The sequence below is a fragment of the Rossellomorea marisflavi genome (assembly GCF_009806575.1).
Classification (GTDB): domain Bacteria; phylum Bacillota; class Bacilli; order Bacillales; family Bacillaceae_B; genus Rossellomorea; species Rossellomorea marisflavi_A.
In genome coordinates this window covers 569,764-594,333 of sequence record NZ_CP047095.1, presented here as the reverse complement: position 1 = coordinate 594,333, position 24,570 = coordinate 569,764, and the positions used below count along the sequence as shown (strand labels likewise).

Below are 24,570 nucleotides of genomic sequence, written 5' to 3'. Positions count from 1 at the left end.
CTGTTTTTCCCTCATCTTCCTCTCAAAAATTATTACAGAACGTTTAAATTTTCATAACGCAGGGAATAAACCTTACCACTTCTATATACCCCAATAGGTAATTAAAATCCTCGTAATTAAAGCTTTTCATTAAATGACAAACCCGTCCCCTTTGTCATCCTTTGTAACAATTTGTCGGTGGTAAATATCTCCACCGACAAAACCCCCGAAAATCTCCTATACTGTATAGAAGGTTATACTGTGTAGAATTCTTATAGTTGGAGGAATACGACAATGCTATCAAACTCTGAAATCGGAATCGACTTAGGTACTGCAAATATACTAGTCTATAGTAAAAATAAAGGAATTATCCTGAACGAACCATCCGTTGTTGCCATCGACACAGAAACGAAATCTGTCTTGGCGGTAGGAGCAGAAGCGAAGAATATGATCGGGAAGACACCAGGTAAAATCGTGGCCGTACGTCCATTGAAAGATGGCGTCATCGCAGATTTTGACGTCACCACTGAAATGCTAAAGCAAGTGATGAGAAAGGCCAGCAAAAAACTGGGCTTCTCCATCCGAAAACCTACCGTTGTCGTTTGTACCCCGTCTGGTGCAACATCCGTTGAACGCAGGGCGATCCAAGATGCCGTACGTGGCAGTGGAGCAAAATCCGTCACCCTCATTGAAGAGCCTGTAGCAGCTGCCATCGGAGCAGATCTTCCAGTCGGAGAACCAGTGGCGAACGTAATCGTCGATATCGGTGGAGGAACAACAGAAGTCGCCATCATCTCTTACGGTGGCGTCGTTTCCTGCAACACGATCCGCATCGGTGGAGATCAAATGGATGAAGACATCATCCAATATGTACGCAAACGCTACAATCTCCTGATCGGTGAAAGGACAGCGGAACAAGTGAAGATCGAAGTCGGTCAGGCTCTCATCGAACACGATGAACGCAAAATGGAAATCCGCGGTCGTGACCTCGTCACAGGACTTCCAAAGACCATCGAACTTACGTCACTGCAAATCCAGGAAGCACTTAAAGAGTCTCTCTTACATATCCTTGAGACCATCCGCGCCACGCTTGAAAACTGCCCGCCTGAACTGAGCGGAGATATCGTCGATCGCGGTGTGATCCTGACTGGTGGAGGTTCCCTTCTCAACGGCCTTCAAGACTGGCTGAGCCAGGAAATCGTCGTACCGGTCCACCTGGCACCGAACCCGCTTGAATCTGTAGCCATCGGAACAGGGCGCTCCCTCACGGTCATTGACAAACTACAAAAAGTAAAATAATCATCCGCCTCCCTTGTTCCATATGGGGAGGCTTTTTTTGTCTGCAATCTTAGGGGAGTGCGCGTTGGAAAACCAGTTAAAAACAAAATTGTCCTAAGTGAAGTGTGAAGCTGGAAACTAGTCCGTTTCATTGCGCTGCTGTGGGGTTTCGAGCCCACTTTATGAGAATTGAAGACAAAATCGCCCTAAATGAAGTGTGAGATGGAAAACTAGTCCGTTCCTTTGCGCTGCAGGGATTTGCTTTCCGCGGGGAGCATGTCGAGCCTCCTCGTGCCTGCGGGGTCTCGATCATCCCCCTTTTCCGCAGGAGTCAAATCCCTTCCGCTTCAATCCACTCAGTGGTACTGGACATGGTGAGGTGATCGTTCATAAATGGGGTTAGAAAGTCATACTAAAAAAGAAACCATGCGTGATGGCCTGTTTCGCATTATCCGATTACCTTTCCTGCGCACAAAGTGCAAAGAACAGAACGGTTTCGCATTCACCACATACTCATTGCAAAAACAGGAGGGAGATTTCCCGTTTCAAATTAGCACATTCCTCTCCTTCGCACAGAGTGAAGTGCAGCGAAGGCCACCCGACTCCTATGGGAATAGCGGGCAGGGTGAGACCCTGCAGGCGCGCCGAAGCGGCTCACCGCACGCCCCATGGAAAGCGGGAGGCCGCAGCGAAACGGAACGATCTAATCTCCTCCACACACTCATAAAAAAAAGATGGCGATTCCCTGTTCCGAACCAGCACATCTCCCCTCCTCCACTCAGAGTGAAGTGCAGCGAAGGCCACCCGACTCCTATGGGAATAGCGGGCAGGGTGAGACCCTGCAGGCAGCGCCGAAGCGGCTCACCGCACGCCCCTTGGAAAGCGGGTGGCCGCAGCGAAACGGAACGGTCTTGTCTCCTCCATATACTCATAAAAACAGGATGGCGTTAGCATGTTCCGAACCAGCACTCTCCCCCTCCTACGCACAGAGTGCAGTGCAGCGGAGGCCACCCGACTCCTATGGGAATAGCGGGCAGGGTGAGACCCTGCAGGCAGCGCCGAAGCGGCTCACCGCACGCCCCATGGAAAGCGGGTGGCCGCAGTGAAACGAAACGGTCTCTTCACCTACTACACACCAATAAAAAACAGGATCGTAAAACCCTTTCCCAAACCATCAAATTGAACCAAAATTCTCCATCATATAAAAAAAACATATTTTTTACCCTAAACCCAACTTTTTCAAACATAAAGTGATCCAAAACCAAAACTTTTTCGTTAGCTTAGTAGAACTTTGAGTTCAGCACCGTTATTTAGTATCCTTATGATAACTACGTCAAAGGTTAGGAGCGAGTTATGTCCCATGATCTAAAGGATATTGAATTGTATCACCGCATCATCCATCAAAAGGATTCATCCGCCCTGCGGGAGCTCTACAGACAATACGAAAAACTCATCTACTCCTTTTCATATAAAATGACAGGAAACCGCGAGCTTGCCGAAGAAGTCATACAGGAGGTCTTCATGAAACTCTGGAAGACCCACGCACACTATGAAGAATCGAAAGGGAAATTTTCTTCCTGGTTGCTCACCATGACCCGGAACACCTGCCTGGATGCCATCCGGAAAGGAAAGAAACATGAGACCGTGGAATATATAGAAAAAGACACCCTCCAGGTTGACCATGAAACGCCCCATGACCTCCTGGAATGGAAGGAAAAAGGGGCCGCCATACGCGACTGCATCAGCGGATTGAAGGAAGATCAGCAAACGATGGTCCAGCTCTTTTACTTCAAGGGTAAGACACAGCAGTCCATCTCAGAAGCTACCGACACCCCCCTCGGAACGGTCAAAGGCAGGATCCGTCTTGCATTGAAACATCTGCATACTTGTCTGAAAGGGAAAGGAGGTCAATTCGAATGACTCAACATCAATGCGATCACATACTGGATTACTACAACGGTCATTTATCTGAACTTGAAAAAGCAGCGTTCGAGAAGCACCTTGCCTCCTGTACGGATTGCCAGGAGTTCCTGAACGAGCTTGAATCGGTAGCCGGGTATCTGCCCTACTCATCTGAGCCGGTCGAACCTCCAACCGACCTTGAGGACAGAGTATTCGCCCGTATACTGAATGATTCTGAGGAGAAACAAGAACCGGCTGCAGCTCCACGTCAAAAACGCAGACGGCCATGGATTTTCCCATCCATCGCTGCCGCACTGGCCCTGTCCATCATCGGCAACGCCTACCTCTTCACCCAGCTTGAAGATCAAAAGCGTGTGGTGGAGGAAGCCACGATCGATGAGGTGGTCGAGTACGCAGAGCTTGCTCCTGTCAGCGGAGAAGGCAGGGGAACCGCGAGCATCATCAAGCAAGGAAAGCAAACCAGCATGGTCGTGCAGGCTTCGGACCTTGCGAAACTCTCCGATAAGGAAGTGTACCAGGTCTGGCTCATCAAGGATGAAAAGCCCGAACGTGCAGGAACCTTCGTCACGAGCGGTGATGGTAAAGGATCGGTCATCTTCAAATTCAATGAAGAATTCACTGAAAAAGATTGGGATCAAGTGGCCGTGTCCCTTGAACCCGATGCCAATAGCGAGCTGCCCCAAGGGGAAATCGTCCTTGCAGCAGATATTTAAGAATCAAAAGAAGAGCTCAGCGCGGTCTGAGCTCTTTTTCTTTATGTAATGAGGGGGACGGCGGTGTCCCCCAGTGTGAAGATGAAAGGAGTGGCTTCACATAATGTATTCTATGCAAGTGGTACAACCTGTGCTTGTACCATGACCCATTTTCACTTTAACAGCATAAATACCGTCTTCACATGAGAAACTATCCAAAAGGATGTGATCGGATTGACGGAGCAACAGGTGGAAGACTTGTTTCACTATTATGGGCATGAAGACTTATATAAACGCTTCCGGACGCCCTTGTTCGTGACGGGAATATTGGATGACGCCGAGATGTGGCTACTGGAGGATTTCTTCGAGCACTTTTCATTCGACCGTTCTACCCTGTTTGATGAGTTCCGGTTTTGGTATCGCTATTATGAAGTATCCAAACGCCCCCCTTATTCCATGTAATGAGAAAAGCCGCTCACGATGTTGTGAGCGGCTTTTTTGTCAGTAAGGCTTTTTTTGATAAAAGTAGTTGGTGGATTTCCACGTGTTATCGTATTCCTTATGAAAGATATGCGTCGTGGCCGGTGATACGGGCGGAATCAGCCATGTCCAATCACCTGTGACTTTCCGGTCTGCCTTTTTTTCATTTTCTTCAAAAAGGCGGAACTGCTGGGCTGCCGTGTGGTGATCCACAATGTTGACCCCTTGTTCTTTGAAGGAATGGAGGACGGCAATATTCAGCTCAATAAGGGCTTTATCTTTCCAAAGCGTGATGTTTCTGGATGTATCCAGTCCCATATGACCTGCCACTTTGGGCAAAAGATTGTAGCGCGTCTCGTCTGCGAGATTCCGGGCTCCTATTTCCGTTTCCATATACCAGCCATTGAACGGGGCTGCTTTATAGGAAATACCTCCGACTTTGAGTTCCATATCCGATATGAGGGGAACCCCGTACCATTTCAGCCCCAGGTCCCCGAACCATGGATATTCAGGGTGTCGGAGCGGCACTTCGAGGGCTAGATCTTGTGGAATAGACCTCCAGACAGGCGAACGGTCGCCGATCTGGACGACAAGAGGCAGGACATCAAAATCCGTTCCTTCTCCTTCCCATCCCAGTGCCCTGCATTTTTGGGTGAATTCGATGGAATGGGGGTCCCCCCTTCCGTCCTCATACCCCGCATATCGAACCAGCTGGTGATTCCAAAGGCGGATGTCCTCTTCGTCACATTCAGACGGTCTGAATACCGTGATGGTCGGTCGGATCTTCCCGCCGTTTGTCGCATACTCCAGGTGGGCTTCCAAAGCGCCCAGCACCTCTTCTTCCGTGGTGGCATCCCGACGGTCGAACACTTGGAGGGAATTCCAGAACAATCGTCCGATGCACCGGTTGCTGTTACGCCAGGCAAGCTTTGCACCGAACGTCAATTCCTCTTTCGTATGGGTATAGGTACCCGTGGAATCAATTTCTTCCCTTACTTCACGCAACCTTTCCTTAAGGTCCGTTCCGCTTTTCTCCGATTCATGATAAAACTGTATCAAAAAGGCCTGTGCTTCATCCAGGAGTGGCATCAATAGTATCTCATCCTTGCTTCTTTACTGTACCTGTTAGTATACCATTCCAATAGGACTTTTTCCTTTGGGACGGATTGCATTACAGGCGTTTTTCGTAGCAGTGATATTCCTGATGGCCTTCAGGACGGGACGTGAAGCGGATTGAACCTCGAAATTCATACCCATTCTTTTCATACAGGACATTTGCCCCTTTATTCCTTCCATAGGCATCAAGCCTTATACTCTTATACCCTTTGGTGGCCGCCAGGGATTCACACTCGCTCAAGAAAGCAGACCCCAATCCCTGCCCCTGGTAAACAGGATCGAGGAAATAGGCGTGCACGACCCACTCGTCATCATACTTCCAGGAAATATCAGCCCATTCAGGAGACTGCCATTCATTCAGTGTCACACATCCTGCAATGACTCCGTCGGCCAAAAGGATATAAAGACTTCCCGCCTTGATTTCGCGAAGGAAGTACTCCCTGCTCGGATAATGATCTCCCCATTGGAGAAGGCCTTGTTGTTCCAACTCTTCCCGACAACGCACATAGATGTCCATAATGGTTTCGATCTGTTTCTGTTCAGCTCGTTGCAGCTGTAGGTCCATTCCAATCCCTGCCTCTTTTTTTCTTTAGTGTGCAGTTAATGGGGGATGCCTATTCAGGATTCGCCTACGCGATCAGCAAGGAATTCACCAGAAGATTTTCCCGAGAGATAGGCGCTCTCAAAACGTGTTTTACCGGATTCATCTTCTTTCGTCAAAAACGCATCCCCACACAGGACCGTCCTTTTGCCCGCCTCTAGGAAAGGTTGATTGATGACTTCAGCCGCTTCGGCGTACTTCCACCTTTTCACCTGGCTGCCGTTACCTTTACTTCCATCTCCCAAAAATGGTCGAACGAGATCCGTGATGAGGGCAAGGACCTTTTCATCTGATTCGGAGAAATGCTCCTCACTCCATTCCCCTGTCATATAGATAGATAATACGGGCGTAGAGGATATCCCCTTTGCCTTATGGTCGACGATCCGTTCTACTCCTTGTGGCAGGCTGCCCCCATCCAGATGCCCTGGCGCCGGAAGAAGGGAAGGACCACCAAGTGTCAGCAACCCAACGAGGCAGGGACGGAAAGTGACAGGGACTTCTATCCCAATCAACTCCGCTGCCTGGGGTGCCGGGGCGGTGATGAGCACGTGATCGGCTTTGATCACCCCGCCTTCCTCAAGCTTCAACTCGCATCCATCAGGATGTTCCGTGATGGAAAGGATCTTGGTATTCAAACGCACGGGTAGCCCTGCTGCCAGATTCTTGGCAAGGGCATTCATGCCTTCCGTACCGGTGTACCGTGGATGGGCATCACCGAACCAACGGCGGACCCATCCCTTCTGAAGCCAAGACTCTACTTCTTTCTCTAATTTCGGGGAGCGCACCGTGAAGAACTGGGCACCGTGATCTGCCTTCCCTTCTCCGATCCGCCTCGTTGCGAGTCGCCCCCCCACGCTCCTGCTCTTTTCAACGAGGAGGATGTCTGTTACCCCTCTTTCCACAAGAGTCCGTGCCGCCATGATTCCCGATAAACCTGCACCTACAATCACCACTTTTGCCTCCATGATATGCTTCCTCCCTTTCACGATAGCTGTTCTTCATATTGAATGTACTTAAGCTCCCTCTGTTCTTCAAGCCGTTCCAGTTCTTCATGAAGTTCCTGGAGCACCCCAAGGTCCTCTTCTGCCTGGAGACGGTCTTCAATCAAAGCAATTTCCGTCTCAAGTGCTTCAAGCTCTGCTTCGATGGTGTCAGTTGTTGCCATCTTTTTTTCTTTTTCACGTGGTTTTGTCACTGCACCCTTTTTCTCCAATGGACGCTCAACCGGGATCTGCTCCTGGAGCTTTTCCTTGGCCCAGGTGTATGGACCTTCAAAGAAATAGAGCCGCCCTTCGTGAATCCAGTACGTTTTCTGGAATAGCTTGTTGAGGAAATAGCGATCATGGGATACAGCAAGGATCGTACCATTGAACTCCTCAAGGGCTTCCTCCAGGACCTCCCGTGAATCGATGTCGAGATGATTGGTCGGTTCATCGAGAACGAGGAGGTTGAGATCCTGGTGCATGAGCTGGGCAAGCCGCAGTCTCATCTTTTCCCCGCCGCTCAGCTGTCCAACCTTCCGGAACACATTCGGTCCATAAAACATGAACCGCGCAAGGATATGACGCGCTTCTCCTTCCGTCACCGCCACTTCATCCCGGAATGCGTCGATGAGACGGGCTTCAGGATCCGCCATCACAAAATGTTGGGAAAGATACCCCATTTTCACATTGCTACCGATCTTCACGTCCCCGCCGTCAGCGGTCATCTCCCCCAGGAGGATCTTGACGATGGTCGACTTCCCCGTCCCGTTCTGTCCGACGATGGCGGTGCGGTCCTTGAAACGAAGGTCCATATGGGCGTCATGGAAGAGAGTGCGTCCATCAAAGGACTTTGAAGCACCCTCCATGGAGAACACGACTTTCCCGCTCCGATCACCGCCTTCGAACTCCAATCCCATCTTCCTGCGATCCAGCACCGGACGCTTCAGCTTCTCCATCCTCTCAAGGGCCCTTTCCATATTGCGTGCCCGCTTGTGAAGGCCTTCATTGGGAGGGTTCGCCTGATTCGCCCATTCTCTCAGACGCTTGATGGCCTCCTTCATTTTCTTGATTTTCTTCTGCTGCTCCTGATAGGCCTGGAATTCAATCATCAACCTCTCTTCCTTTTCTTTCACAAATCCCGAATAATCGGTGTGATACATGGTTATTTCCCCGTCTTCAAGGTGGTACACCTTATTGATCACATGATCCAAAAAGTAGCGGTCATGGGAAATACACATCACCGTGCCGTTATAGTCGGTCAAAAAGTGCTCCAGCCACTCGACGGCGGTGATATCAAGATGGTTCGTCGGTTCGTCCAACAGGAGAAGGTCCGGTTCCTGAAGAAGGATGAATCCTAGGCATAGCTTCGTCTGCTCGCCTCCACTGCAGGAGGAAAACTCTTTATCAAGAAGTCCCTGGATCCCAAGTCCATTCACGACCATGGCAATAGACGCCTCCATCTCATACCCTCCTTCATTGCTGAAGAGATCCTGGAATCGTCCATATTCTTCAAGGATCGCGTCCAGGTCCCCGTGTCCTTCGCCCATTTTCCCTTCCAACTCCTTGAGCTTTTCACCGATGGCCACGAGATCGGAGAACGCCGACTTCAGGACGTCGATTCCCAATGTCCCTTCCGGATACTCCGGTATTTGGGCAAGATAGCCGATTTTTGCGTTCTTTTTCATCGAAATCGTCCCCGAGTCAGGGGTGTCGGTTCCTGCAAGAAGCTTGAATAGCGTCGTCTTACCCGTCCCATTCCTCCCCACAAGACCGATTCTCGCCCCCTGGGGTATTTCAAAGGTCAATTGCTCAAAAACAGGATGGCCCCCGTACATTTTACTGATCTGTTGTGCGCTGCAAATAATCATATTCCTCTTCCTTTCATTCATCCGTTAATACGGCAAGAGGCACATGATCCACGACAAAAAGCCGTGCATAAGCAGTCCACGGCTTCTTAATCCTTAATCAGGCATAAAAAAAGAAGGCGAAAAACGCCCCCTCCTTCCGTTCTATCAAGTGATTGGAATTGAGACCTCTTACCGTTCAGTATTCATATTCAGTTGCTAAAAAAGGGCATACGTGTCCCCTTGAACGCAACAATATGAAAAATTGCACGGCAGTAGTAAATAAAATCCAAATACTTCCCACGCAATCCTACAGAACGATTCATCTCAATTCCACCTCCTTTTGGTAGCACATAATATAATGTTATTATAAGGCAATTCAGAATGATATGGCAACCACTTTATAAGTGCTGTGTATACGCGATTTTTGCCGAATTCGAGTGAACCAAGGTTCCCTCGCTTTTCAGCAAAGCTGAAAAGTCCAGCCGGAGGAGAAGGACCAGGGATGAATTCATTCATCCCAAGGTCCTTCTCCTCCGGCTGGAAATACGGCAAAAATCAACTTGTTTCACAAATGGTAAATTATACTTAAAATAGTGCTTTTTTGTTATTTTTTTGCTATGATTTACAAACAAACACCCAATCAACCACACACCCCAACCCAACTTACCTGGAGGCTGAGAATGAAAAAAATCTTAACCATCTCCCTTATTGCACTAGGGCTAGCCGCCTTTGTGGGGTTCGGGGCTTATAAAATATTTGAGAACGCATCGGCTTTCGAGGAGAAGGCAAACCCAGCAAAAGCTGAAAAACCTGAAGATAAAAACTCACCTTACGCAACCAAGGAAGAAGAAGTCAGGGAGCAGACAGGTACCATCGGAGGAATCGAATATACCTTGAAGATCCCTGAAAACGCCGAAGAAAAGGATATTGTCTCCATCATGCACAAAATGACCCACCAGAAAGTCCGCTCACAAGATAAATGGGGAGCCATCCCCATGATACCAGAAACCGTCCAAACCGTTCTTGATACCATTCATGCCTCTTCCTTCGATCACAAAGACAAACTTCAAGACATCGCCGAAAAGTGGAAGAGTGAAGATTTCTCTAGCATCGACAAGGATCATAACTACTTTTGGACCCTCCAAGGCGGCACAGTAGGAGAAGCCTACGGCATCATGAATAAGGAAGAGGAAGAAGCCTTCATCCAGAATAACTTCAAGCAAGCGGAATGAACATATGAAAAAGCCTGAGGGGCGCTCCTCAGGCTTTTTCTTATGCTAAACGTTTAAAGTTCTGACCAAGGATTTCATTCATCGTATGGGCGGTGATGAATGCCTTGTTGTCGGTTTTCGTGATGAAGCCCTTTAACCGGGAATAATCCTTGCGTCCCAAGATCGTGGTGATGACTTCCTTCTCATCAGAAGTGAAGGCACCCGTCGCCGTATGGACCGTTGCACCCTTTCCAAGCTCGTGGACGATATACGACTTGATCTCTGAGCTGTGGCGGCTGATGATCACCACTTCTTTATTGGAATTGAATTGTGAGAGTACATAGTCGATCACCAAGCCATTCAGGATCACCCCGAAGAAGGCGTACATCCCGACCTGTGGACCGAATAGGATCGCAGAAGAAAGTGCGATGGTCAAATCTGATAGCAGGACCCCGCGCCCCACTTCGATATTGAAGTATTTGTTCAGGATCATGGCGATGATATCGGTCCCGCCGGTGGAAGCGTCCTGATGAAAAACGATGGCCATTCCGATTGCGGCGATGCATTGGCCGATGATGAGCTGGATCAGGACATCATTTGATAGCGGTGCATGGATCGGTGCAACCGTCTCAAGAAGCCAAACATAGAATGACAGGGCGAAACTTGCATACACCGTTTTTGCCCCGAAACTGAAGCCAAGGAAAATCAGGCCGACCACGAACAAGATCAGATTGATGAGAATCATGAAGAGCCCAAGCGACATACCCGGGAACACGTGATTCATGATAATCGACAGACCGCTCACTCCTCCAGTCGCTAAATCATTGGGTGATAGGAAAAAATGAACGTTGACCGCAACCAGCAATGCTCCGACGTTCATCATCAAGAATGAAAAAATCTTTTGCCGCATCTCCGCAACCTCCTTTATATGAATAATCCGTGCCTTTAAAAAGTTGAACAACGCGCATTATAAAGCCCTTTGCACCCCTTTGTAAAGGGAAGCCGGTTAAATAAATAAGGTTTAATAATTGCGACAATTGAAAGGGTTTTAAAAGAAAAAAACGCCGAAACAATCCGGCGCTTTAACCAAAACTCTTCTTTTGTCTTGTCTGTATCTGTGGAATGATGATTCCTGCCAGAATCAGGGCGATCCCCGCAAATTGAAAGATGGCCACCTGCTCATGTAGGATCCACATGGCAGCCAGGATGGCGGCTGGAAGCTCCGCTGCCCCCATGATCGTCGACATACTTGAATCAAGATGTGGTGTACCAATGGCGAAGAAGACAACGGGTAGGATGTTCCCGAAAATGGCCACCAGCAGGCCGAAATCCGTCATTTCAATAATTTTGGACGGCTGTTGGATGAAAGATGGCTGAAAAACCGCCAGCACAACCAGTATGCCACCCAAGGAAATCATCATGCTTTTTTGAAAGGTTGGTAGGCTTCTTGCTGCCTTCCCGCTGAAAAACATAAATAAGGCAAACGTGACGGCAGCACCGAATCCATACAACAGTCCGAGCGAGTTACCAGTCCAATCAAATCCCCGGGATGAACCCAAGCCGCCGGCGAATAACGTACCAATCCATAAAAGCAGGACCGAAACCAGTTTCTTTTTTGAAGGTACTTTCCTTACATAGAGGGCTTCAATCAGTACTCCGATCCAGGTGAACTGGAACAGCATCACGACGGCGATGGACGCAGGGATGAGACTGAGGCTCATGCCATAAAAAATCCCCGTTAAACTTAAAAACACCCCTACTCCCAAGAGTGCGGACACCTGTCCGACCGTCATCTTCACCTTGCGTGTGAATAAAAAGGCGGCGAACAGCATCACCAAGCCGAATAAATATTGAAGTCCGGTGATATCCGGGACCGCATAGCCTTTTCCCAGACCCAGCTTTACAACCGAGGCGTGGATGCCGTAGCTGCTTGCCCCGATGAGCACACATAATGATGCACGATATGATTTCATATTCCGTCCCTTCTTTTCTGCATTTCTCTTCCCTTATCCGGGAGCCACTTCCTATTTTACTAGATTCAACAAGCTGGAGACATAAAAAAAAGACGATCGCAATGGATCGCCTTCACCATCAACGATTGTCGATGGTCTCAGGATACATATCATGATTCATCAAGCGATGGAACGCCATTTCCTCATATTTCGTACCCGGTTTCCCGTAGTTCGTGTATGGATCGATGGAGATGCCGCCGCGAGGAGTGAACTTGCCCCAGACCTCGATATAACGTGGATCCATGAGTTCGATCAGATCATTCATGATGATGTTCATGCAATCTTCATGGAAATCACCATGGTTACGGAAGCTGAACAAGTACAATTTAAGCGATTTGCTTTCCACCATTTTTTCGCCAGGGATATAGCTGATGTAGATGGTGGCAAAATCCGGCTGTCCGGTTTTCGGACAAAGGCTCGTAAATTCCGGACAATTGAATTTCACGAAGTAGTCCCTGTTGGGATGTTTATTATCGAATGCTTCCAGGATCTCAGGAGCATATTCGAATAGATAGTTTGTACCTTGATTCCCTAAAAGGGACAAGTCTGTAAGATCTTCATCTTTTCTGCCTGACATGAAACGTCCTCCTTATCAGTCGTACGGGGCATGGACCTGTATCCATTGCAAATGCACCCAATGTTTGGTACGCTTGAATGATAGCCCCAGGCGTATATTTTCAATACGCTCCATGGCCTGTCAACTGGTTGTTCAAGCGTTATCATAATGGAAATCCATTCAAAAAGTCAACTGGGACAATTGTGTGATGGAAGAAGGATTTTTCATTTATTTATGGAATATAGAATAAGGTATTTTTCACCATCTCAGGAGTGATGAAGATGAATCAGCTAGTCCAGACTTTTACGAAGTCAATCCTGCAAGGGGACGTGCATTCATTGCTTGAACTACACTCGTCAGCCATTGAATCAAAGATGGATCACCTGTCTTTTTATGAAAAGGTCGTCAAACCTTCCATGTATAGAATCGGTGAAATGTGGGAGAAGAATCAAATCACTGTCGCTGATGAGCATTTAGCCACGGCCACCTTGAAGTATCTCCTCTCTTATCTGATGAATGAACATAAAGCAGGGAAAGATCAGCCGAAGGCCCTCCTATTCTGCATTGAGGGGGAGCAGCACAGTCTCGGGCTGGAATTGGCAAATGAAATCTTCAAAGAACATAAATGGAACACCCGTTTCTTAGGGGCCAATGTTCCCATCAAAGATGCCGTCACGTTTATTGAAGCCTGGCAACCGCAGATGGTCGGGATTTCAATCGGGATGACCACTGAGCTGGGCAAACTGAAAACGTGCATCGAATCGATTAGAAAAGTAAATGAAAAGATTAATATAGTAGTAGGGGGAAGGCTTGTTGCCCAATATAAATTGGACTTCCTTGAGAAGGAACAGGTAATGACCTTCAATGATCTGGATGAATTGAACAGCCATCTTGCCGACCTTTCGAAACAATCCGTGTCACTGGAAAGTTGACCTCCTCCACCACGAGCTTTGCCAATCATAAAAGGGCCTCCCTGAATGTTATCCCACATGTCACCTTACCTCCAACAACCGTAAGGAGGGCAATGACATCCATACTCCCTTAATCTAGGAGTGATCATGTGGAAAACCTGCACCTATGCCCTATCCCTTACCTGTTGATCGATCGGAAGTTCAACGTAATCGATGCCTCCAACCCTGGTTACGAATTCCTTGATATCGGCGAAAATTTCCTTTCCATCGTCGAGGAAGAGAGTTCACCGAAATTTGCCAGAATGATTCATAAGGTCCCAGACGGTACCATGGAGCTCAATTTGAAGAAGGACAATGCCTTTGGTTTATTCGACCTCCATTATCGATTCTCTGATCATCACCAGCATTATCACGTTGCCATCATCTCAAAGGATGATCAGTACCAAAAGGTATCAGACAAGATGAATGGTCTATTCGACTTGATGGGAAACTCTCCTTTTCCAAGGAAAAATCCGAATGGAAACGAAGCTCTTGCCAAGGTTTCCTCCCTTTATTTAAAACTTTCCAATACATCGGACTGGAATCGACAAGAAGTGATGGATAAAATAAAAGAGATTGAAACCCTGCTTCAGCAGGAGTTGACTAATTAGCGAAAGGGAGAAGAACCAATGACTCTATTGAACACCATCCTCGACTACAACGAACAATTCGTGGAAGAAAAAGCGTATGAGCAGTACCGTACCACCAAGTTCCCGGATAAGCGGCTCGTTATCCTCACATGCATGGATACACGCTTGGTGGAACTACTCCCTAAATCCATGAACATCAAAAACGGCGATGTCAAAATCGTCAAAAATGCCGGCGCCATCCTGACACATCCATTCGGAAGTATCATGCGCAGCCTTCTCGTTGCCGTGTATGAGCTACAGGCAGATGAAGTCATCGTCATCGGACATCATGACTGCGGCATGAGCGCCATCGACAGCCATAAGATGGTCGATAAGATGAAAGAACGCGGTATCAGCGAGGATACCCTGGGTACGCTCAACTATTCCGGCATCGACCTACACGACTGGTTGAAGGGCTTTGACTCCGTTCAAGAAAGCGTCGCCCACAGCGTTGATATGATCAAAAATCATCCGCTCATGGACAAGAAAACGCCTGTCCACGGACTCGTCATCGATCCGGCAACTGGAAAGCTCGATCTTGTTGTCGACGGATACTAAGCCATTGACCCAACACCTGCCTGAGGGCGGGTGTTTTTTTTCTTCCCAAAAAGGAACAAACGTTCTATACTATAAGAATAAAACCATAATTTGGAGGAAAATACCATGAGGCCTGAATTATCGAAAGAAACTCCTGCAAACCAGTTCAGAGAGTACTATTGGCTAAAATCAGAACTCCAACTGTTCTGCAGATCCATAGGGATGAGTGCATCCGGATCCAAAGAAGAAATAAGCACGCGCATCGGGCATTTCCTCGAAACCGGGATCATGCTGAAACCTTCCCGGACTGCCAGACCGAAGGCCGTTCAACCGGTGACTCTCTCCCTTGATACAATCATTCCGGAAGGACACCGATGCAGTCAGCACGTGCGTACCTTCTTCCAGTCCGTCATCCCGAACTTCCATTTCAGTACCTTTATCCAAAACTACTTCATGGAAAACATCGGGAAGACCTATCGGGATGCCGTTCAAGCCTGGCATGATGAGGAGAAACGGAAAAAAGACCCGTCCTATGAACGGGTCATCTCACCGCAGTTTGAATATAACCGCTTCATCCGGGACTATTTCAACGACCCCCACAACACCCGTCACAGCAGGAACGATGCCATAGCCGCCTGGAACGAGGTGAAATCTAAGCCCGGAAGCAACCGCTATTCCCGGGATTGATGACGTTCCAGTTCTTTCAAGATCGGCATGAGCTCCTTCTCTTCATCTGTCACATGTTCCCATTGTATCCCAGCAGGCTTTTCATAAGGTGTATTCGTCTCCAGTACCCCTTCTTCCGTCACGATATAGTCGACGGCCAGGTCAAAGGAATCCCTTGGGATGTCATCACCTACAAGCTGGGCGCTATGGATGGTTGTGAGGACGGGTACTGCCGGGTTTCCGATTTCCCTCAGGATCGCATATTCACGGTCGGCATACCCTTCCCCCTTCCCCAACCGCCTTCCGTCTTTATGGATGGCTACTGACCCTACAACGATTAAATCAATTCTGGGGATTCCGGACAGAGGAACGACCCGTCCATACGCGTTCATATGTTTGATGCTTGCTGCCTTACGTGCTTCTCCTTCAGGAACATCTTCTGGCCTGATCATCACAAACCCGTCCTTCAAGCGGGGAGTCGGGATCAAGAGGATTTTCCCATCCTTCAAGATCGATGCCCTCAAAGGAAGCTGCGGTGCATCGGGATTCACCTTGATGACGCCTGCACGCTTATAGATCTCCAGCTCCCTTACATGGGCAGCCGACTTCTCTGCCCCCTTCACATTCGGGATTCGATTTGTCAGAGGAAACGGGAATCGGCCCAGCTTTTCATCCGTCAGCTTTCCCCATACTTTATGCCTGATTTCACTTTTATCCATGCCACCATCCCCTTCTGGTCCGGAAACCAATGACACAAGGACTCGCGGACTCTTCAATAATAGACTATCATACACCCATCAAGCACATCGCTCATCCCTTAAATGTTTCAACTTCATAAGAGCGGGAAAAATAAGGACTGTAGATACGAAACATGAGATACGAAACATGCAAAACGTGTAAACCAAACAGGAGGAATGTAATCATGGCAACGTTTCAATTAAAAGATACAGTACCGGATTTTGAACTTCCATCCGTAGCAGGTGAAACATTCAGTTTTAAACAACATCAAAAAGAACATGACAGCTGGCACCTCATCGTATTCTTCAGGGGATCCTGGTGTCCCGTCTGCCAGGAAGAGCTCCGTGAATTCCAGGCAGGTAAGGAATACTTCGAGAAGCACAGCGTCCATATCATCGGAATCTCCAGCGACTCGCTTGATAACCTGAAGGAAATGGTCGATAAAGAAGATATCACCTTCCCGATTCTTTCCGATGAAAAATTGGAAGCCATCAAGGCATTTGATGTATTTTATCACGGAGAAGATGCTCCATATGAAGATCACGGACAGCACGGTGAGCCGGCATACTTCCTAGTGAATGAAAAGGGAGAAATCCTTTATCAACAAAAACAAACCGGTCCATTCGGCCGTCCGCATCCGAATGAACTCCGTAAAACAATCAGCTACATCCAGAAGAACATCAAGGAATAAAGTAGGGAGCCGGTTTGATCACTCAAACCGGCTTTTTGTTAAGCCTTATTCTTTGTTTAGGGATTCCCATTTATGTTACGGTATCCATGACCCTTAATTGAGGGGTCAATTGCATGAAAAACATCCTATTGCATACACTATATTTTTAAAAATGAAGAGGAGGATCAGCCATGCTGCCAGACAAGCAAAAACAGATTCAACTTGTATCGCGTCCAAACGGAACACCTGTCGAATCGGATTTTCACTATAAGGAGATTGACGTACCTCGCCCCGACCAAGGACAGGTTCTTGTAAAAACCCTTTATCTATCAGTCGACCCTTATATGCGTGGTCGCATGTCAGATGCCAAGTCCTATGTGGAACCTTTTAAATTGAATGAAGCCCTTGCCGGAGGCGTCGTAGGTGAAATTGTCGACTCACAATCCGAACAATTCCAAAAAGGCGACTTTGTCGTCGGAATGCTCCCTTGGCAGGAATATTCCCTTGCGAGCGAGAAAGCCGTGCGCGCCATCGATCCCGATGTGGCACCGATCTCGACTCACCTGAGCATCCTGGGTATGACAGGCCTCACCGCCTATTTCGGCCTTCTTGATATCGGTCAGCCCAAAGAAGGTGAAACTGTCGTCGTATCAGGAGCTGCCGGTGCTGTTGGATCGGCCGTTGGACAGATCGCAAAAATCAAAGGGGCCCGCGTGGTGGGGATTGCAGGCTCTGATGAAAAAGTGAACTACCTGAAGGAAACCCTTGGTTTTGACGAAGCCATCAACTACAAGACAGGTGATATCCAGGAGTCCCTCGAAGCAGCCTGTCCCGATGGAATCGACGTTTACTTTGAAAATGTCGGTGGGGAAATCGGAGACGCTGCCCTCAGCCTCCTGAATAAACATGCCCGTGTGCCGGTTTGCGGAGCAATCTCTTCCTACAACAAAACAGAAGAAGACCTCGGACCGCGCGTGCAGTCAAGATTGATCAAAACGAGCGCCCTTATGAAAGGATTCGTTGTGAACGATTATAACGATCGCTTCAAAGAAGGAGCCGCCGACCTCGGCAAGTGGCTCAGCGAAGGAAAACTTCAATACGAAGAAACGATCACCGAAGGATTGGACAACGTAACAGAAGCATTCTTCGGATTGTTCGAAGGGAAAAACCTCGGTAAGCAGCTCGTAAAAGTCGCTGAACCAGGCAACTAATCCAAAAGCCATGATCACATCGATCATGGCTTTTTTCTATCATCATAAAACTCCATATGCTTCTTATCTTCACGGTAATAGCTTAACCGATCCTCCAACGTACCTGTATGGAATTCAAACTTATGACCATCGGGATCAGTAGATCGACTTCTTATCCCTGGAATCCCGCTCCCTTCCCCCAAGGATACACGCCCCGCTTTTTTCCAGCCGATCATACATGGTATCCATATCTTCTTCCTTAACAGAAAAAGCGATGTGTGTATAGGAGTGTTGAATATCCTGCCGCGGGATATCCTTTTCTTCATTCAGTGCCAGCCACATGCCATTTAAGTCAAAGTAGGCTGTCGATCTTCCTTTCACCAAAAGCTCCGCATGAAATACTTCTTGATAAAAAGCAATCGATCGATCCAAATCCGATACAGAAAATAAAAAATGGTTCAATCCTTGAATCGCCATATCCCTACCTCTTTCCCTATTTTTCATTATACTACCATATCTTTTCACCCCATTCGACCTATCCTTATGTTTAGTTCCGGACAATAGAAGGGAATAGTATAGGCATATTCAAAGACTTACGAGGAGGCTCTTCATGAAACAGTATCAGCTATACATTAATGGTGAATTTGTAGATAGTTCTTCAGGTGAAGTTTCAGACGTCATCAACCCTGCCACGGAAGAAGTCATTTCGAAAGTCCCAAAAGGAACCGAAGAAGATGTGGATCAGGCAATCGATGCCGCCCATAAAGCATTCCTATCGTGGGAAAAGGTCCCGTCCACTGAACGTGCATCCTATCTGCACAAGATGGCCGATAAACTGGAAGAACGAAAAGAACAGTTCGTCGAGATGCTGACGGAGGAAAATGGTAAGACTGTCAAAGCGTCCGAAGACGAGATCAATACAGCGATCGACTACTTCCGCTACATGGCAGGATGGGCCCTCCGCTATGAAGGTGAAATCCTCCAAAGTGAGCGTTCGAACGAAAACATCCTCGTATATAAAAAACCGATCGGCGTTGTATCCGGGATCGTCCCTTGGAACTTCCCTATGTTCATTCTTGCAAGGAAGGTGGCACCGGCCATCGTGACCGGCTGTACCATCGTCCTGAAGCCGAGTCAGTATACCCCGAATACAGCCTGTGAATTTGCCAAGATCGTCGATGAAATCGGCCTTCCAAAAGGCGTCTTCAACCTGGTGACCGGTAAAGGATCCGATATCGGTAACCGCATGGCCGGTCATCCACGGGTCGGACTCGTGACGATGACAGGAAGCTACCCTGCCGGCTCAAAAGTCATGGAAGCCGCAGCCAATTCCATTACGAAGGTAAACCTTGAGCTTGGCGGTAAAGCACCGGCCATCGTGACGAAGCACGCCAACATCGACCTTGCCGTAGATCGCATCAAAACCTCGCGGATCACGAACTCCGGACAGGCTTGTACGAATGCAGAGCGTGTCTACGTACACGAAAGTGTGGCGGAAGAGTTCATTTCCAAGATCACCGAAGCTATGAAAAACACAACGGTCGGTGATCCTACAAGCCGTGACAGCGACATCGGACCGCTTGTGAATAAAGACCGGATCGAAGAAGTATCCGAAATGGTCAACAACGCCGTTGAGGCAGGAGCCCGTATCCTTACAGGCGGTAAGGCAATTGAAGGAAAAGGCTTCTACTTCGAACCGACTGTCCTTGTCGACGTGAAACAGGATATGGAGATCATCCAGGAAGAAATCTTCGGCCCTGTGCTTCCGATCATGACCTACAGCGACTTCGATGAAGTAATCGAATTGGCCAACGATACGGAATATGGATTATCCTCTTCGATCTTCAGTGAAAACCTGCACGAAGTCATGAGAGCTGCCAATGAACTTCACTACGGTGAAACATTCGTCAACCGTGAAAACTTCGAAGCCATACATGGGTACCACGCCGGACGCGGTCAGTCTGGACTAGGCGGTGCCGATGGGAAGCACGGACTTCATGACTATTTGGAGACACATGTCATCTACCTTGAGTATGATGAAAACTATAAAGGGTAATGAAAAACAAGGACCGTCTATCATGACGGTCCTTGTTTTCATTCTAAATATATGAACAAAAAAATATCGCACGGGATGCGATATTTTAAGAAATGATGAAAAAGCTGGCCATCATGATGACGAGCAGGATAACCGCTACTCCGGAGGTCATCCATAAGATGTCATTGAAATCCATCTTTGTTTCCAGAAGTCGATCTCTTTTCATGCGTGCACCCCATTCCCTATTTGCTTCTCAATCATCCCAATGACTTTGAATCCGGATACGGGTGACTTTGCGTCTTGGCATGTGTTACACGTGAAAGCCTCTTCCATTGTCGACCTGAATTCGCTTGAACACTGCATACATTGAAGAATATGTAAGTCCATCCGGTCGCCTTCACAGTCAAATTTTATCCGTTCTTTGCCTCTGTTCAAGTAGGTCAACGTTCATCTTCCCCTATCGTTGTAAGTAGTACTTATTTACCCGACTTTTAGGGGATAAAACATATTTTAGAAGAGGTGGAAGAACTATTAAATGGTTCCTTCCTCAGTCTATAAGACTCTTTTGGTGTAGGCGGGATTTCGACTGATTCGTTACAGGGAATCGACATCCTTCTTTAATTGGGGAGTGAAGGAAGGTTTGGATCGTTCCGTTCCGCTGCGGTCACCCGCTTTCCATGGGGCGTGCGGTGAGCCGCTTTTCCCATTGGAGTCGGGTGACCTCCGCTACACTGCACTATGTGCATCGGAGTGGTATCCCACTGGTTCGGCGCAAGATAATTTCCCCATTATGAAAGGATTAAGGGAAGGTGTACTATGTTATGTGAATATGGGGAAGAGAGGAATCCAAACAGGGAATCAACATCCTGTTTTCATATAGGATTGCGGGAAGAATGGGACGTTCCGTTCCGCTGCGGCCACCCGCTTTCCATGGGGCGTGCGGTGAGCCGCTTCGGCAAGCCTGCAGGGTCTCACCCTGCCCGCTTTTCCCATAGGAGTCGGGTGGCCTCCGCTGCACTGCACTTTGTGCGAATTGATGAGCATTGTACTCTATCACCGCTCTAATAGTTTTAAAATACATTCTTCTTCGAACTAGTTTTAAAGAAAGAATGATTAGAAGAGTACCGCCTACTCAACTAGCACTTAGTGGACTGAAGCGAAAGGGATTTGACTCCTGCGGAAAAGGAGGATGATCAAGACCCCGCAGGCACGAGGAGGCTCGACTTGCTCCCCGTGGAAAGCAAATCCCTGCAGCGGAAGGGAACGGACCACTCTTCATGAGCATCCCCCCTCACTATGAACGAAACGATGACTTTAAAATTTGAATGACTTTACCTCCTAACCTTTAGAATGGAAATCCATCTCACTTCTAATCAACATCACAGAGTGCACTGAAGCGAAAGGGATTTGACTCCTGCGGAAAAGGAGGATGATCAAGACCCCGCAGGCACGAGGAGGCTCGACTTGCTCCCCGCGGAAAGCAAATCCCTGCAGCGGAAGGGAACGGACCACTCTTCATGAGTCCCCCCTCCCTATGAACCAAACGATGACTTTAAAATTCGAATGACTTTACCTTTTACCTCCTGATCTATGAAAGAGCAATTCATCGCACTTCTAATCAACATCACAGAGTGGACTGGAGCGGAAGGGATTTGACTCCTGCGGAAAAGGGGGATGATCGAGACCCCGCAGGCACGAAGAGGCTCGACTTGCTCCCCGCGGAAAGCAAATCCCTGCAGCGGAAGGGAACGGACCCTATCCAAAGACACACCCCTACCAAGAATGCTTATCACCCAAACAAGGAGTCATTCACTTTTTATGGAATTATAAAAGAGGATACATCAACAATCGGCTGAAAAAGATCGATCCCAAAACCAGACCAGAAAGGAAGTGCATACGATTGACTCACGAAAGCAAACTCATCATCTCTCCATTAACCGATGATCTAATAGAAGACATTAACAAAACAAATGACCCCTTCAGAATATACGGCCGAGTCGTCCCCCGCTTACAATCGGGAAAGTGGTCCTACGAAGAAGTTCTTTTTGATGAAGCGACAGAAACACGTTTTCCCGACGACAACCTTGAATGGAGCCATTATATCAACCGGGAGGACAAAACAGTCTTCTTAGCTTATCTGAACAATCGCTGCATAGGGCAGATTCGAGTCGTGAAAGAGTGGAATCGATTCTGTTATATCGAAAACATCGCAACGAAACGAGAGTACCGAGGTAGCGGAGTCGGGAAGGCGCTCTTACATCAAGCAGAGGAGTGGGCACTGGAACGAAGTCTTATTGGCATGTCGCTCGAAGCACAGGATGATAATCTCGATGCATGCAGATTTTACATAAAACAAGGGTTCAAACTGGGCGGTGTTGACACCCTGAAGCAGTCCTATAACCCACATATCGAAGCCACTTTATACTGGTATAAATTATTCTAAGGGCATAAGCAGACATCCATCACGTAACCGGCTGTTTTTTCATGCCTCACTCATAAAGTAGAAAACCACCCCGGGCCTCATAACCGGGGTGGTTCTTCATTTATCCATGATGACGTTTGACAGGGCAACGAAATCTTCGAAAGAACGGCATTTCAACAGTTCCTTATACCGCTTGCTTTCGGTGAATTCGATGAAGAGATCATAGATTTTGGTTGCTTCTTCGTAGTTTTTATTCCCCATGGCGATGAGGAATACGACACCTACTTCATGCCCGTCATTCCATTCGACCGGGTGATCCAGGATGGCGATGTTGATGATGGTTTCCTTGGCAATCAGTCCGAGGGGATGCGGTATGGCGATCCCTTTTCCGATTGCAGTGGAACCGAGGGACTCCCGTTCAAGAACCGATGCATGGAAGTCCGGATCCACGAAGTCTTCCGCTTCCAACTGCTCACTCATGCTTTTAAGCAGGCTCTCCTTGTCCACCTTACCTTCTATGTGGCGGAATAGAAGCGGCCTGAAATAGGTCGTGAGCATGGTGGATTTCAGGATCGACTCATTCATGATGGCTTCTATCTGCTTCGATTCATCCTCTGTCAGGAAAGGACTGACAATCGCCACGGGCTTGTTCTTTTTGGACAATTTGACTGTCGAGATGACGATGTCTTCACTGATGCTTTCCCGATGTTCATATTCATAAAGGGAAATGAGATCCGTGATCACCAGGTCCCTGAAGGTGGCACGCAGCTTCGTCTCCAGGAGACGGGCGGTGCCGAGCCCTGTCCCGCAGACGATGAGTGCCACTTTTTTTCGGTCTGACTCGAGGAAATACTTCCGCTCAAGGGCTGCCCCGATATGAAGGACGAGGTAACCGAGCTCATCATCGTTCACCGTGCTCGGGAACCGGTCCTGCACTTCCTTCACTGCTCCAAGGGTGACCTCATAGGCAACGGGATAATTGATTTTGATATGGTCCAGGAGGGGGTTCTTCATATTCATATTGAATCGGATCCGGTAGAACATGGCCTTCAGGTGAGAAATGAGATCTGATTTCAACTGGGTATCGGAGCGGAGATCATAATGATGCCGCTTATAGATGTACTCGAGCATATCGAGGACGAGCTCATGCTGCTCATCTGCCATGTAGTCCCCATCCTTCACCTTTGGTCGCACCTTGCTCATGATCTGAAGAAGGAAGTAAATCTTCTCCGCATCCGAGAATTCGAGGGAGAATGTTTCCTCAAGGTCGCTCACGATGGTTTCTGCCAATTGCTGATAGTCGACCGGCGCTTCAAATGTGGCGAAAACCGAAATGGGGTGCTCTGCACGGATGCGTTCGATGGAAATGGCTGTATGGATGATGAGATTTTCCAAAGCGATATCCGGCAGATTCAACGAGTGCTGTCTAAACTGAGCCGTCAGAATGGTGGAGATCTTCTCTAACTCCTTCATGTCAAAAAAGCGATGAAGGGCGCTTGTCCGACCGATTTCGGAGGAACCTTGCGATAGATTTTTCGCAAGGCAGAATCGGATGTTCTTTTCTTCCCCGTCCACTCTTACCCCGTGGCCCGGTTTTGAAGACAGTTCCAGATGATACCCTGTCAGGATCCTGCGAACATTTTTCATATCGTTGTTCAGCGTGGCCCTGCTGATGAACATCTGATCGGCCAGGTCTTCGAGCTTCGTGTATCCTTTTGATAGCAGGAGGGATTTCAATACGTATTGAACCCGGTAATCCGGGTCGTCCTGGACCACATGCTGGCGGTTGAATTGCTCACATAAACCCTCAAACGCTTCTTTTTCCCATACCAGGAGGTGGTACCCTTTCTGTCGTTCAAGGGCAATCTCGGCTCCATAGGATGCTAGACTATCATTGAGCTTTTTTATATCGGTTCTGATGGTGCGCGTGGAGACATCAAAATGGGATGCCATCTCATCAGGCAGCCATCCATCCCTCTCCAGGAACGATTGAAAGATTCCGGCAAGGCGTTTATTCAAGAATAAGTTCAATTGCATCTCCTCTTTTCGACTGCC

The 24,570-nt window shown here is 48.1% G+C and carries 24 protein-coding genes and 1 pseudogene; 13 read left to right on the top strand and 12 right to left on the bottom strand.

Annotated features, from left to right (window positions below; translation table 11 throughout):
* The first annotated feature begins 273 nt into the window (after positions 1-273).
* The 4 genes from mreBH (at position 274) to D5E69_RS03020 (ending at position 4,334) form a co-directional block, all read left to right on the top strand.
* Positions 274-1,278, top strand: a complete 1,005-nt coding sequence (gene mreBH / locus D5E69_RS03035; protein ID WP_048006804.1) for a rod-share determining protein MreBH — start codon at positions 274-276, stop codon at positions 1,276-1,278.
* A gap of 1,332 nt (positions 1,279-2,610) precedes the next feature.
* Positions 2,611-3,177 (top strand): RNA polymerase sigma factor, encoded by a 567-nt coding sequence (locus D5E69_RS03030; protein WP_048006803.1) that lies wholly within the window; start codon positions 2,611-2,613, stop codon positions 3,175-3,177.
* Positions 3,174-3,893 carry an anti-sigma factor gene (locus tag D5E69_RS03025; protein WP_048006802.1) on the top strand — a complete coding sequence of 240 codons (720 nt, stop codon included), beginning with the start codon at positions 3,174-3,176 and terminating at the stop codon, positions 3,891-3,893. Before D5E69_RS03030 ends, D5E69_RS03025 begins: the two co-directional genes overlap by 4 nt.
* Before the next feature lie 213 nt (positions 3,894-4,106).
* Positions 4,107-4,334, top strand: coding sequence for a hypothetical protein (locus D5E69_RS03020; protein ID WP_048012230.1), 228 nt, complete (start codon positions 4,107-4,109; stop codon positions 4,332-4,334).
* A gap of 39 nt (positions 4,335-4,373) precedes the next feature.
* On the opposite strand, the gene D5E69_RS03015 is transcribed toward D5E69_RS03020, so the two are convergent.
* From D5E69_RS03015 to D5E69_RS23785, 5 genes are all read right to left on the bottom strand, one after another.
* Positions 4,374-5,441: a nitric oxide synthase oxygenase gene (locus D5E69_RS03015; protein ID WP_048006800.1), complete on the bottom strand. Its 1,068-nt coding sequence runs from the start codon at positions 5,439-5,441 to the stop codon at positions 4,374-4,376.
* A gap of 82 nt (positions 5,442-5,523) precedes the next feature.
* The gene (locus D5E69_RS03010) at positions 5,524-6,033 is read right to left on the bottom strand and encodes a GNAT family N-acetyltransferase (RefSeq protein WP_048006799.1); all 510 of its coding nucleotides are present in this window, start codon (positions 6,031-6,033) and stop codon (positions 5,524-5,526) included.
* A 53-nt stretch (positions 6,034-6,086) separates the two neighbouring features.
* Positions 6,087-7,034 carry an NAD(P)/FAD-dependent oxidoreductase gene (locus D5E69_RS03005; RefSeq protein WP_048006798.1) on the bottom strand — a complete coding sequence of 316 codons (948 nt, stop codon included), beginning with the start codon at positions 7,032-7,034 and terminating at the stop codon, positions 6,087-6,089.
* A gap of 17 nt (positions 7,035-7,051) precedes the next feature.
* Positions 7,052-8,920: a ribosomal protection-like ABC-F family protein gene (gene abc-f / locus D5E69_RS03000; protein ID WP_159129159.1), complete on the bottom strand. Its 1,869-nt coding sequence runs from the start codon at positions 8,918-8,920 to the stop codon at positions 7,052-7,054.
* Between the two features lie 188 nt (positions 8,921-9,108).
* Positions 9,109-9,222, bottom strand: coding sequence for an RAxF-45 family protein (locus tag D5E69_RS23785; RefSeq protein ID WP_283957840.1), 114 nt, complete (start codon positions 9,220-9,222; stop codon positions 9,109-9,111).
* Positions 9,223-9,579: 357 nt separating this feature from the next.
* Between D5E69_RS23785 and D5E69_RS02995 the strand changes: the two genes are divergently transcribed.
* Positions 9,580-10,131: a DUF6241 domain-containing protein gene (locus D5E69_RS02995; protein ID WP_048006795.1), complete on the top strand. Its 552-nt coding sequence runs from the start codon at positions 9,580-9,582 to the stop codon at positions 10,129-10,131.
* A 40-nt stretch (positions 10,132-10,171) separates the two neighbouring features.
* Here the strand turns inward: D5E69_RS02995 and D5E69_RS02990 are convergent, their stop codons facing one another.
* The 3 genes from D5E69_RS02990 to queF form a co-directional block, all read right to left on the bottom strand.
* The gene (locus D5E69_RS02990; RefSeq protein WP_048006794.1) at positions 10,172-11,020 is read right to left on the bottom strand and encodes a YitT family protein; all 849 of its coding nucleotides are present in this window, start codon (positions 11,018-11,020) and stop codon (positions 10,172-10,174) included.
* A gap of 172 nt (positions 11,021-11,192) precedes the next feature.
* Positions 11,193-12,083, bottom strand: a complete 891-nt coding sequence (locus D5E69_RS02985) for an EamA family transporter (RefSeq protein ID WP_048006793.1) — start codon at positions 12,081-12,083, stop codon at positions 11,193-11,195.
* A 118-nt stretch (positions 12,084-12,201) separates the two neighbouring features.
* A complete protein-coding gene (gene queF, locus D5E69_RS02980; protein ID WP_048006792.1) occupies positions 12,202-12,699 on the bottom strand; it encodes a preQ(1) synthase in 498 nt (165 codons plus the stop codon).
* Positions 12,700-12,959: 260 nt separating this feature from the next.
* On the opposite strand from queF, the gene D5E69_RS02975 reads away from it, so the two are divergent.
* The 4 genes from D5E69_RS02975 to D5E69_RS02960 all read left to right on the top strand — a co-directional run bounded on the left by D5E69_RS02975 (position 12,960) and on the right by D5E69_RS02960 (position 15,481).
* On the top strand, positions 12,960-13,610 hold the full coding sequence (locus tag D5E69_RS02975; protein WP_053071995.1) for a cobalamin B12-binding domain-containing protein: 651 nt from the start codon (positions 12,960-12,962) through the stop codon (positions 13,608-13,610).
* A gap of 128 nt (positions 13,611-13,738) precedes the next feature.
* Complete coding sequence (locus D5E69_RS02970) at positions 13,739-14,239, top strand: hypothetical protein (protein WP_048006791.1); 501 nt, start codon at positions 13,739-13,741, stop codon at positions 14,237-14,239.
* 18 nt (positions 14,240-14,257) lie between these two features.
* Positions 14,258-14,815, top strand: a complete 558-nt coding sequence (locus D5E69_RS02965) for a beta-class carbonic anhydrase (RefSeq protein WP_048006790.1) — start codon at positions 14,258-14,260, stop codon at positions 14,813-14,815.
* A gap of 105 nt (positions 14,816-14,920) precedes the next feature.
* Positions 14,921-15,481 carry a DUF6434 domain-containing protein gene (locus D5E69_RS02960; protein ID WP_048006789.1) on the top strand — a complete coding sequence of 187 codons (561 nt, stop codon included), beginning with the start codon at positions 14,921-14,923 and terminating at the stop codon, positions 15,479-15,481.
* On the opposite strand, the gene D5E69_RS02955 is transcribed toward D5E69_RS02960, so the two are convergent.
* Entirely contained in the window at positions 15,466-16,179 is a 714-nt protein-coding gene (locus D5E69_RS02955) for a 5-formyltetrahydrofolate cyclo-ligase (RefSeq protein WP_048006788.1), read from the bottom strand. The two genes, D5E69_RS02960 and D5E69_RS02955, sit on opposite strands and share 16 nt — an antisense overlap.
* A gap of 203 nt (positions 16,180-16,382) precedes the next feature.
* Between D5E69_RS02955 and D5E69_RS02950 the strand changes: the two genes are divergently transcribed.
* Positions 16,383-16,889, top strand: a complete 507-nt coding sequence (locus tag D5E69_RS02950) for a peroxiredoxin family protein (protein WP_048006787.1) — start codon at positions 16,383-16,385, stop codon at positions 16,887-16,889.
* Positions 16,890-17,059: 170 nt separating this feature from the next.
* A complete protein-coding gene (locus tag D5E69_RS02945; RefSeq protein WP_430757491.1) occupies positions 17,060-18,079 on the top strand; it encodes an NADP-dependent oxidoreductase in 1,020 nt (339 codons plus the stop codon).
* Positions 18,080-18,102: 23 nt separating this feature from the next.
* Here the strand turns inward: D5E69_RS02945 and fosB are convergent.
* Positions 18,103-18,535, bottom strand: a pseudogene (fosB, locus tag D5E69_RS02940) (metallothiol transferase FosB).
* Between the two features lie 133 nt (positions 18,536-18,668).
* On the opposite strand from fosB, the gene aldA reads away from it, so the two are divergent.
* Positions 18,669-20,114 (top strand): aldehyde dehydrogenase, encoded by a 1,446-nt coding sequence (gene aldA / locus D5E69_RS02935; protein ID WP_048006785.1) that lies wholly within the window; start codon positions 18,669-18,671, stop codon positions 20,112-20,114.
* Positions 20,115-20,951: 837 nt separating this feature from the next.
* On the opposite strand, the gene D5E69_RS02930 is transcribed toward aldA, so the two are convergent.
* The gene (locus tag D5E69_RS02930; protein WP_148797147.1) at positions 20,952-21,137 is read right to left on the bottom strand and encodes a hypothetical protein; all 186 of its coding nucleotides are present in this window, start codon (positions 21,135-21,137) and stop codon (positions 20,952-20,954) included.
* Positions 21,138-21,993: 856 nt separating this feature from the next.
* On the opposite strand from D5E69_RS02930, the gene D5E69_RS02925 reads away from it, so the two are divergent.
* Positions 21,994-22,536, top strand: a complete 543-nt coding sequence (locus D5E69_RS02925; protein WP_048006782.1) for a GNAT family N-acetyltransferase — start codon at positions 21,994-21,996, stop codon at positions 22,534-22,536.
* A gap of 96 nt (positions 22,537-22,632) precedes the next feature.
* Here D5E69_RS02925 and D5E69_RS02920 read toward each other — a convergent pair whose 3' ends face one another.
* Entirely contained in the window at positions 22,633-24,546 is a 1,914-nt protein-coding gene (locus D5E69_RS02920; protein WP_053072513.1) for a BglG family transcription antiterminator, read from the bottom strand.
* Between the last annotated feature and the right edge of the window lie 24 nt (positions 24,547-24,570).

Excerpts from the sequence above, each read along its gene's own strand:
- mreBH (WP_048006804.1), top strand. The coding sequence starts at position 274 with ATGCTATCAAACTCTGAAATCGGAATCGACTTAGGTACTGCAAATATA.
- D5E69_RS03030 (WP_048006803.1), top strand. The coding sequence starts at position 2,611 with ATGTCCCATGATCTAAAGGATATTGAATTGTATCACCGCATCATCCAT.
- D5E69_RS03025 (WP_048006802.1), top strand. The coding sequence starts at position 3,174 with ATGACTCAACATCAATGCGATCACATACTGGATTACTACAACGGTCAT.
- D5E69_RS03015 (WP_048006800.1), bottom strand. The coding sequence starts at position 5,441 with ATGCCACTCCTGGATGAAGCACAGGCCTTTTTGATACAGTTTTATCAT.
- D5E69_RS03010 (WP_048006799.1), bottom strand. The coding sequence starts at position 6,033 with ATGGACCTACAGCTGCAACGAGCTGAACAGAAACAGATCGAAACCATT.
- D5E69_RS03005 (WP_048006798.1), bottom strand. The coding sequence starts at position 7,034 with ATGGAGGCAAAAGTGGTGATTGTAGGTGCAGGTTTATCGGGAATCATG.
- abc-f (WP_159129159.1), bottom strand. The coding sequence starts at position 8,920 with ATGATTATTTGCAGCGCACAACAGATCAGTAAAATGTACGGGGGCCAT.
- D5E69_RS23785 (WP_283957840.1), bottom strand. The coding sequence starts at position 9,222 with ATGAATCGTTCTGTAGGATTGCGTGGGAAGTATTTGGATTTTATTTAC.
- D5E69_RS02995 (WP_048006795.1), top strand. The coding sequence starts at position 9,580 with ATGAAAAAAATCTTAACCATCTCCCTTATTGCACTAGGGCTAGCCGCC.
- D5E69_RS02990 (WP_048006794.1), bottom strand. The coding sequence starts at position 11,020 with ATGCGGCAAAAGATTTTTTCATTCTTGATGATGAACGTCGGAGCATTG.
- D5E69_RS02985 (WP_048006793.1), bottom strand. The coding sequence starts at position 12,083 with ATGAAATCATATCGTGCATCATTATGTGTGCTCATCGGGGCAAGCAGC.
- queF (WP_048006792.1), bottom strand. The coding sequence starts at position 12,699 with ATGTCAGGCAGAAAAGATGAAGATCTTACAGACTTGTCCCTTTTAGGG.
- D5E69_RS02975 (WP_053071995.1), top strand. The coding sequence starts at position 12,960 with ATGAATCAGCTAGTCCAGACTTTTACGAAGTCAATCCTGCAAGGGGAC.
- D5E69_RS02965 (WP_048006790.1), top strand. The coding sequence starts at position 14,258 with ATGACTCTATTGAACACCATCCTCGACTACAACGAACAATTCGTGGAA.
- D5E69_RS02960 (WP_048006789.1), top strand. The coding sequence starts at position 14,921 with ATGAGGCCTGAATTATCGAAAGAAACTCCTGCAAACCAGTTCAGAGAG.
- D5E69_RS02955 (WP_048006788.1), bottom strand. The coding sequence starts at position 16,179 with ATGGATAAAAGTGAAATCAGGCATAAAGTATGGGGAAAGCTGACGGAT.
- D5E69_RS02950 (WP_048006787.1), top strand. The coding sequence starts at position 16,383 with ATGGCAACGTTTCAATTAAAAGATACAGTACCGGATTTTGAACTTCCA.
- D5E69_RS02945 (WP_430757491.1), top strand. The coding sequence starts at position 17,060 with ATGCTGCCAGACAAGCAAAAACAGATTCAACTTGTATCGCGTCCAAAC.
- aldA (WP_048006785.1), top strand. The coding sequence starts at position 18,669 with ATGAAACAGTATCAGCTATACATTAATGGTGAATTTGTAGATAGTTCT.
- D5E69_RS02930 (WP_148797147.1), bottom strand. The coding sequence starts at position 21,137 with ATGCTCATCAATTCGCACAAAGTGCAGTGCAGCGGAGGCCACCCGACT.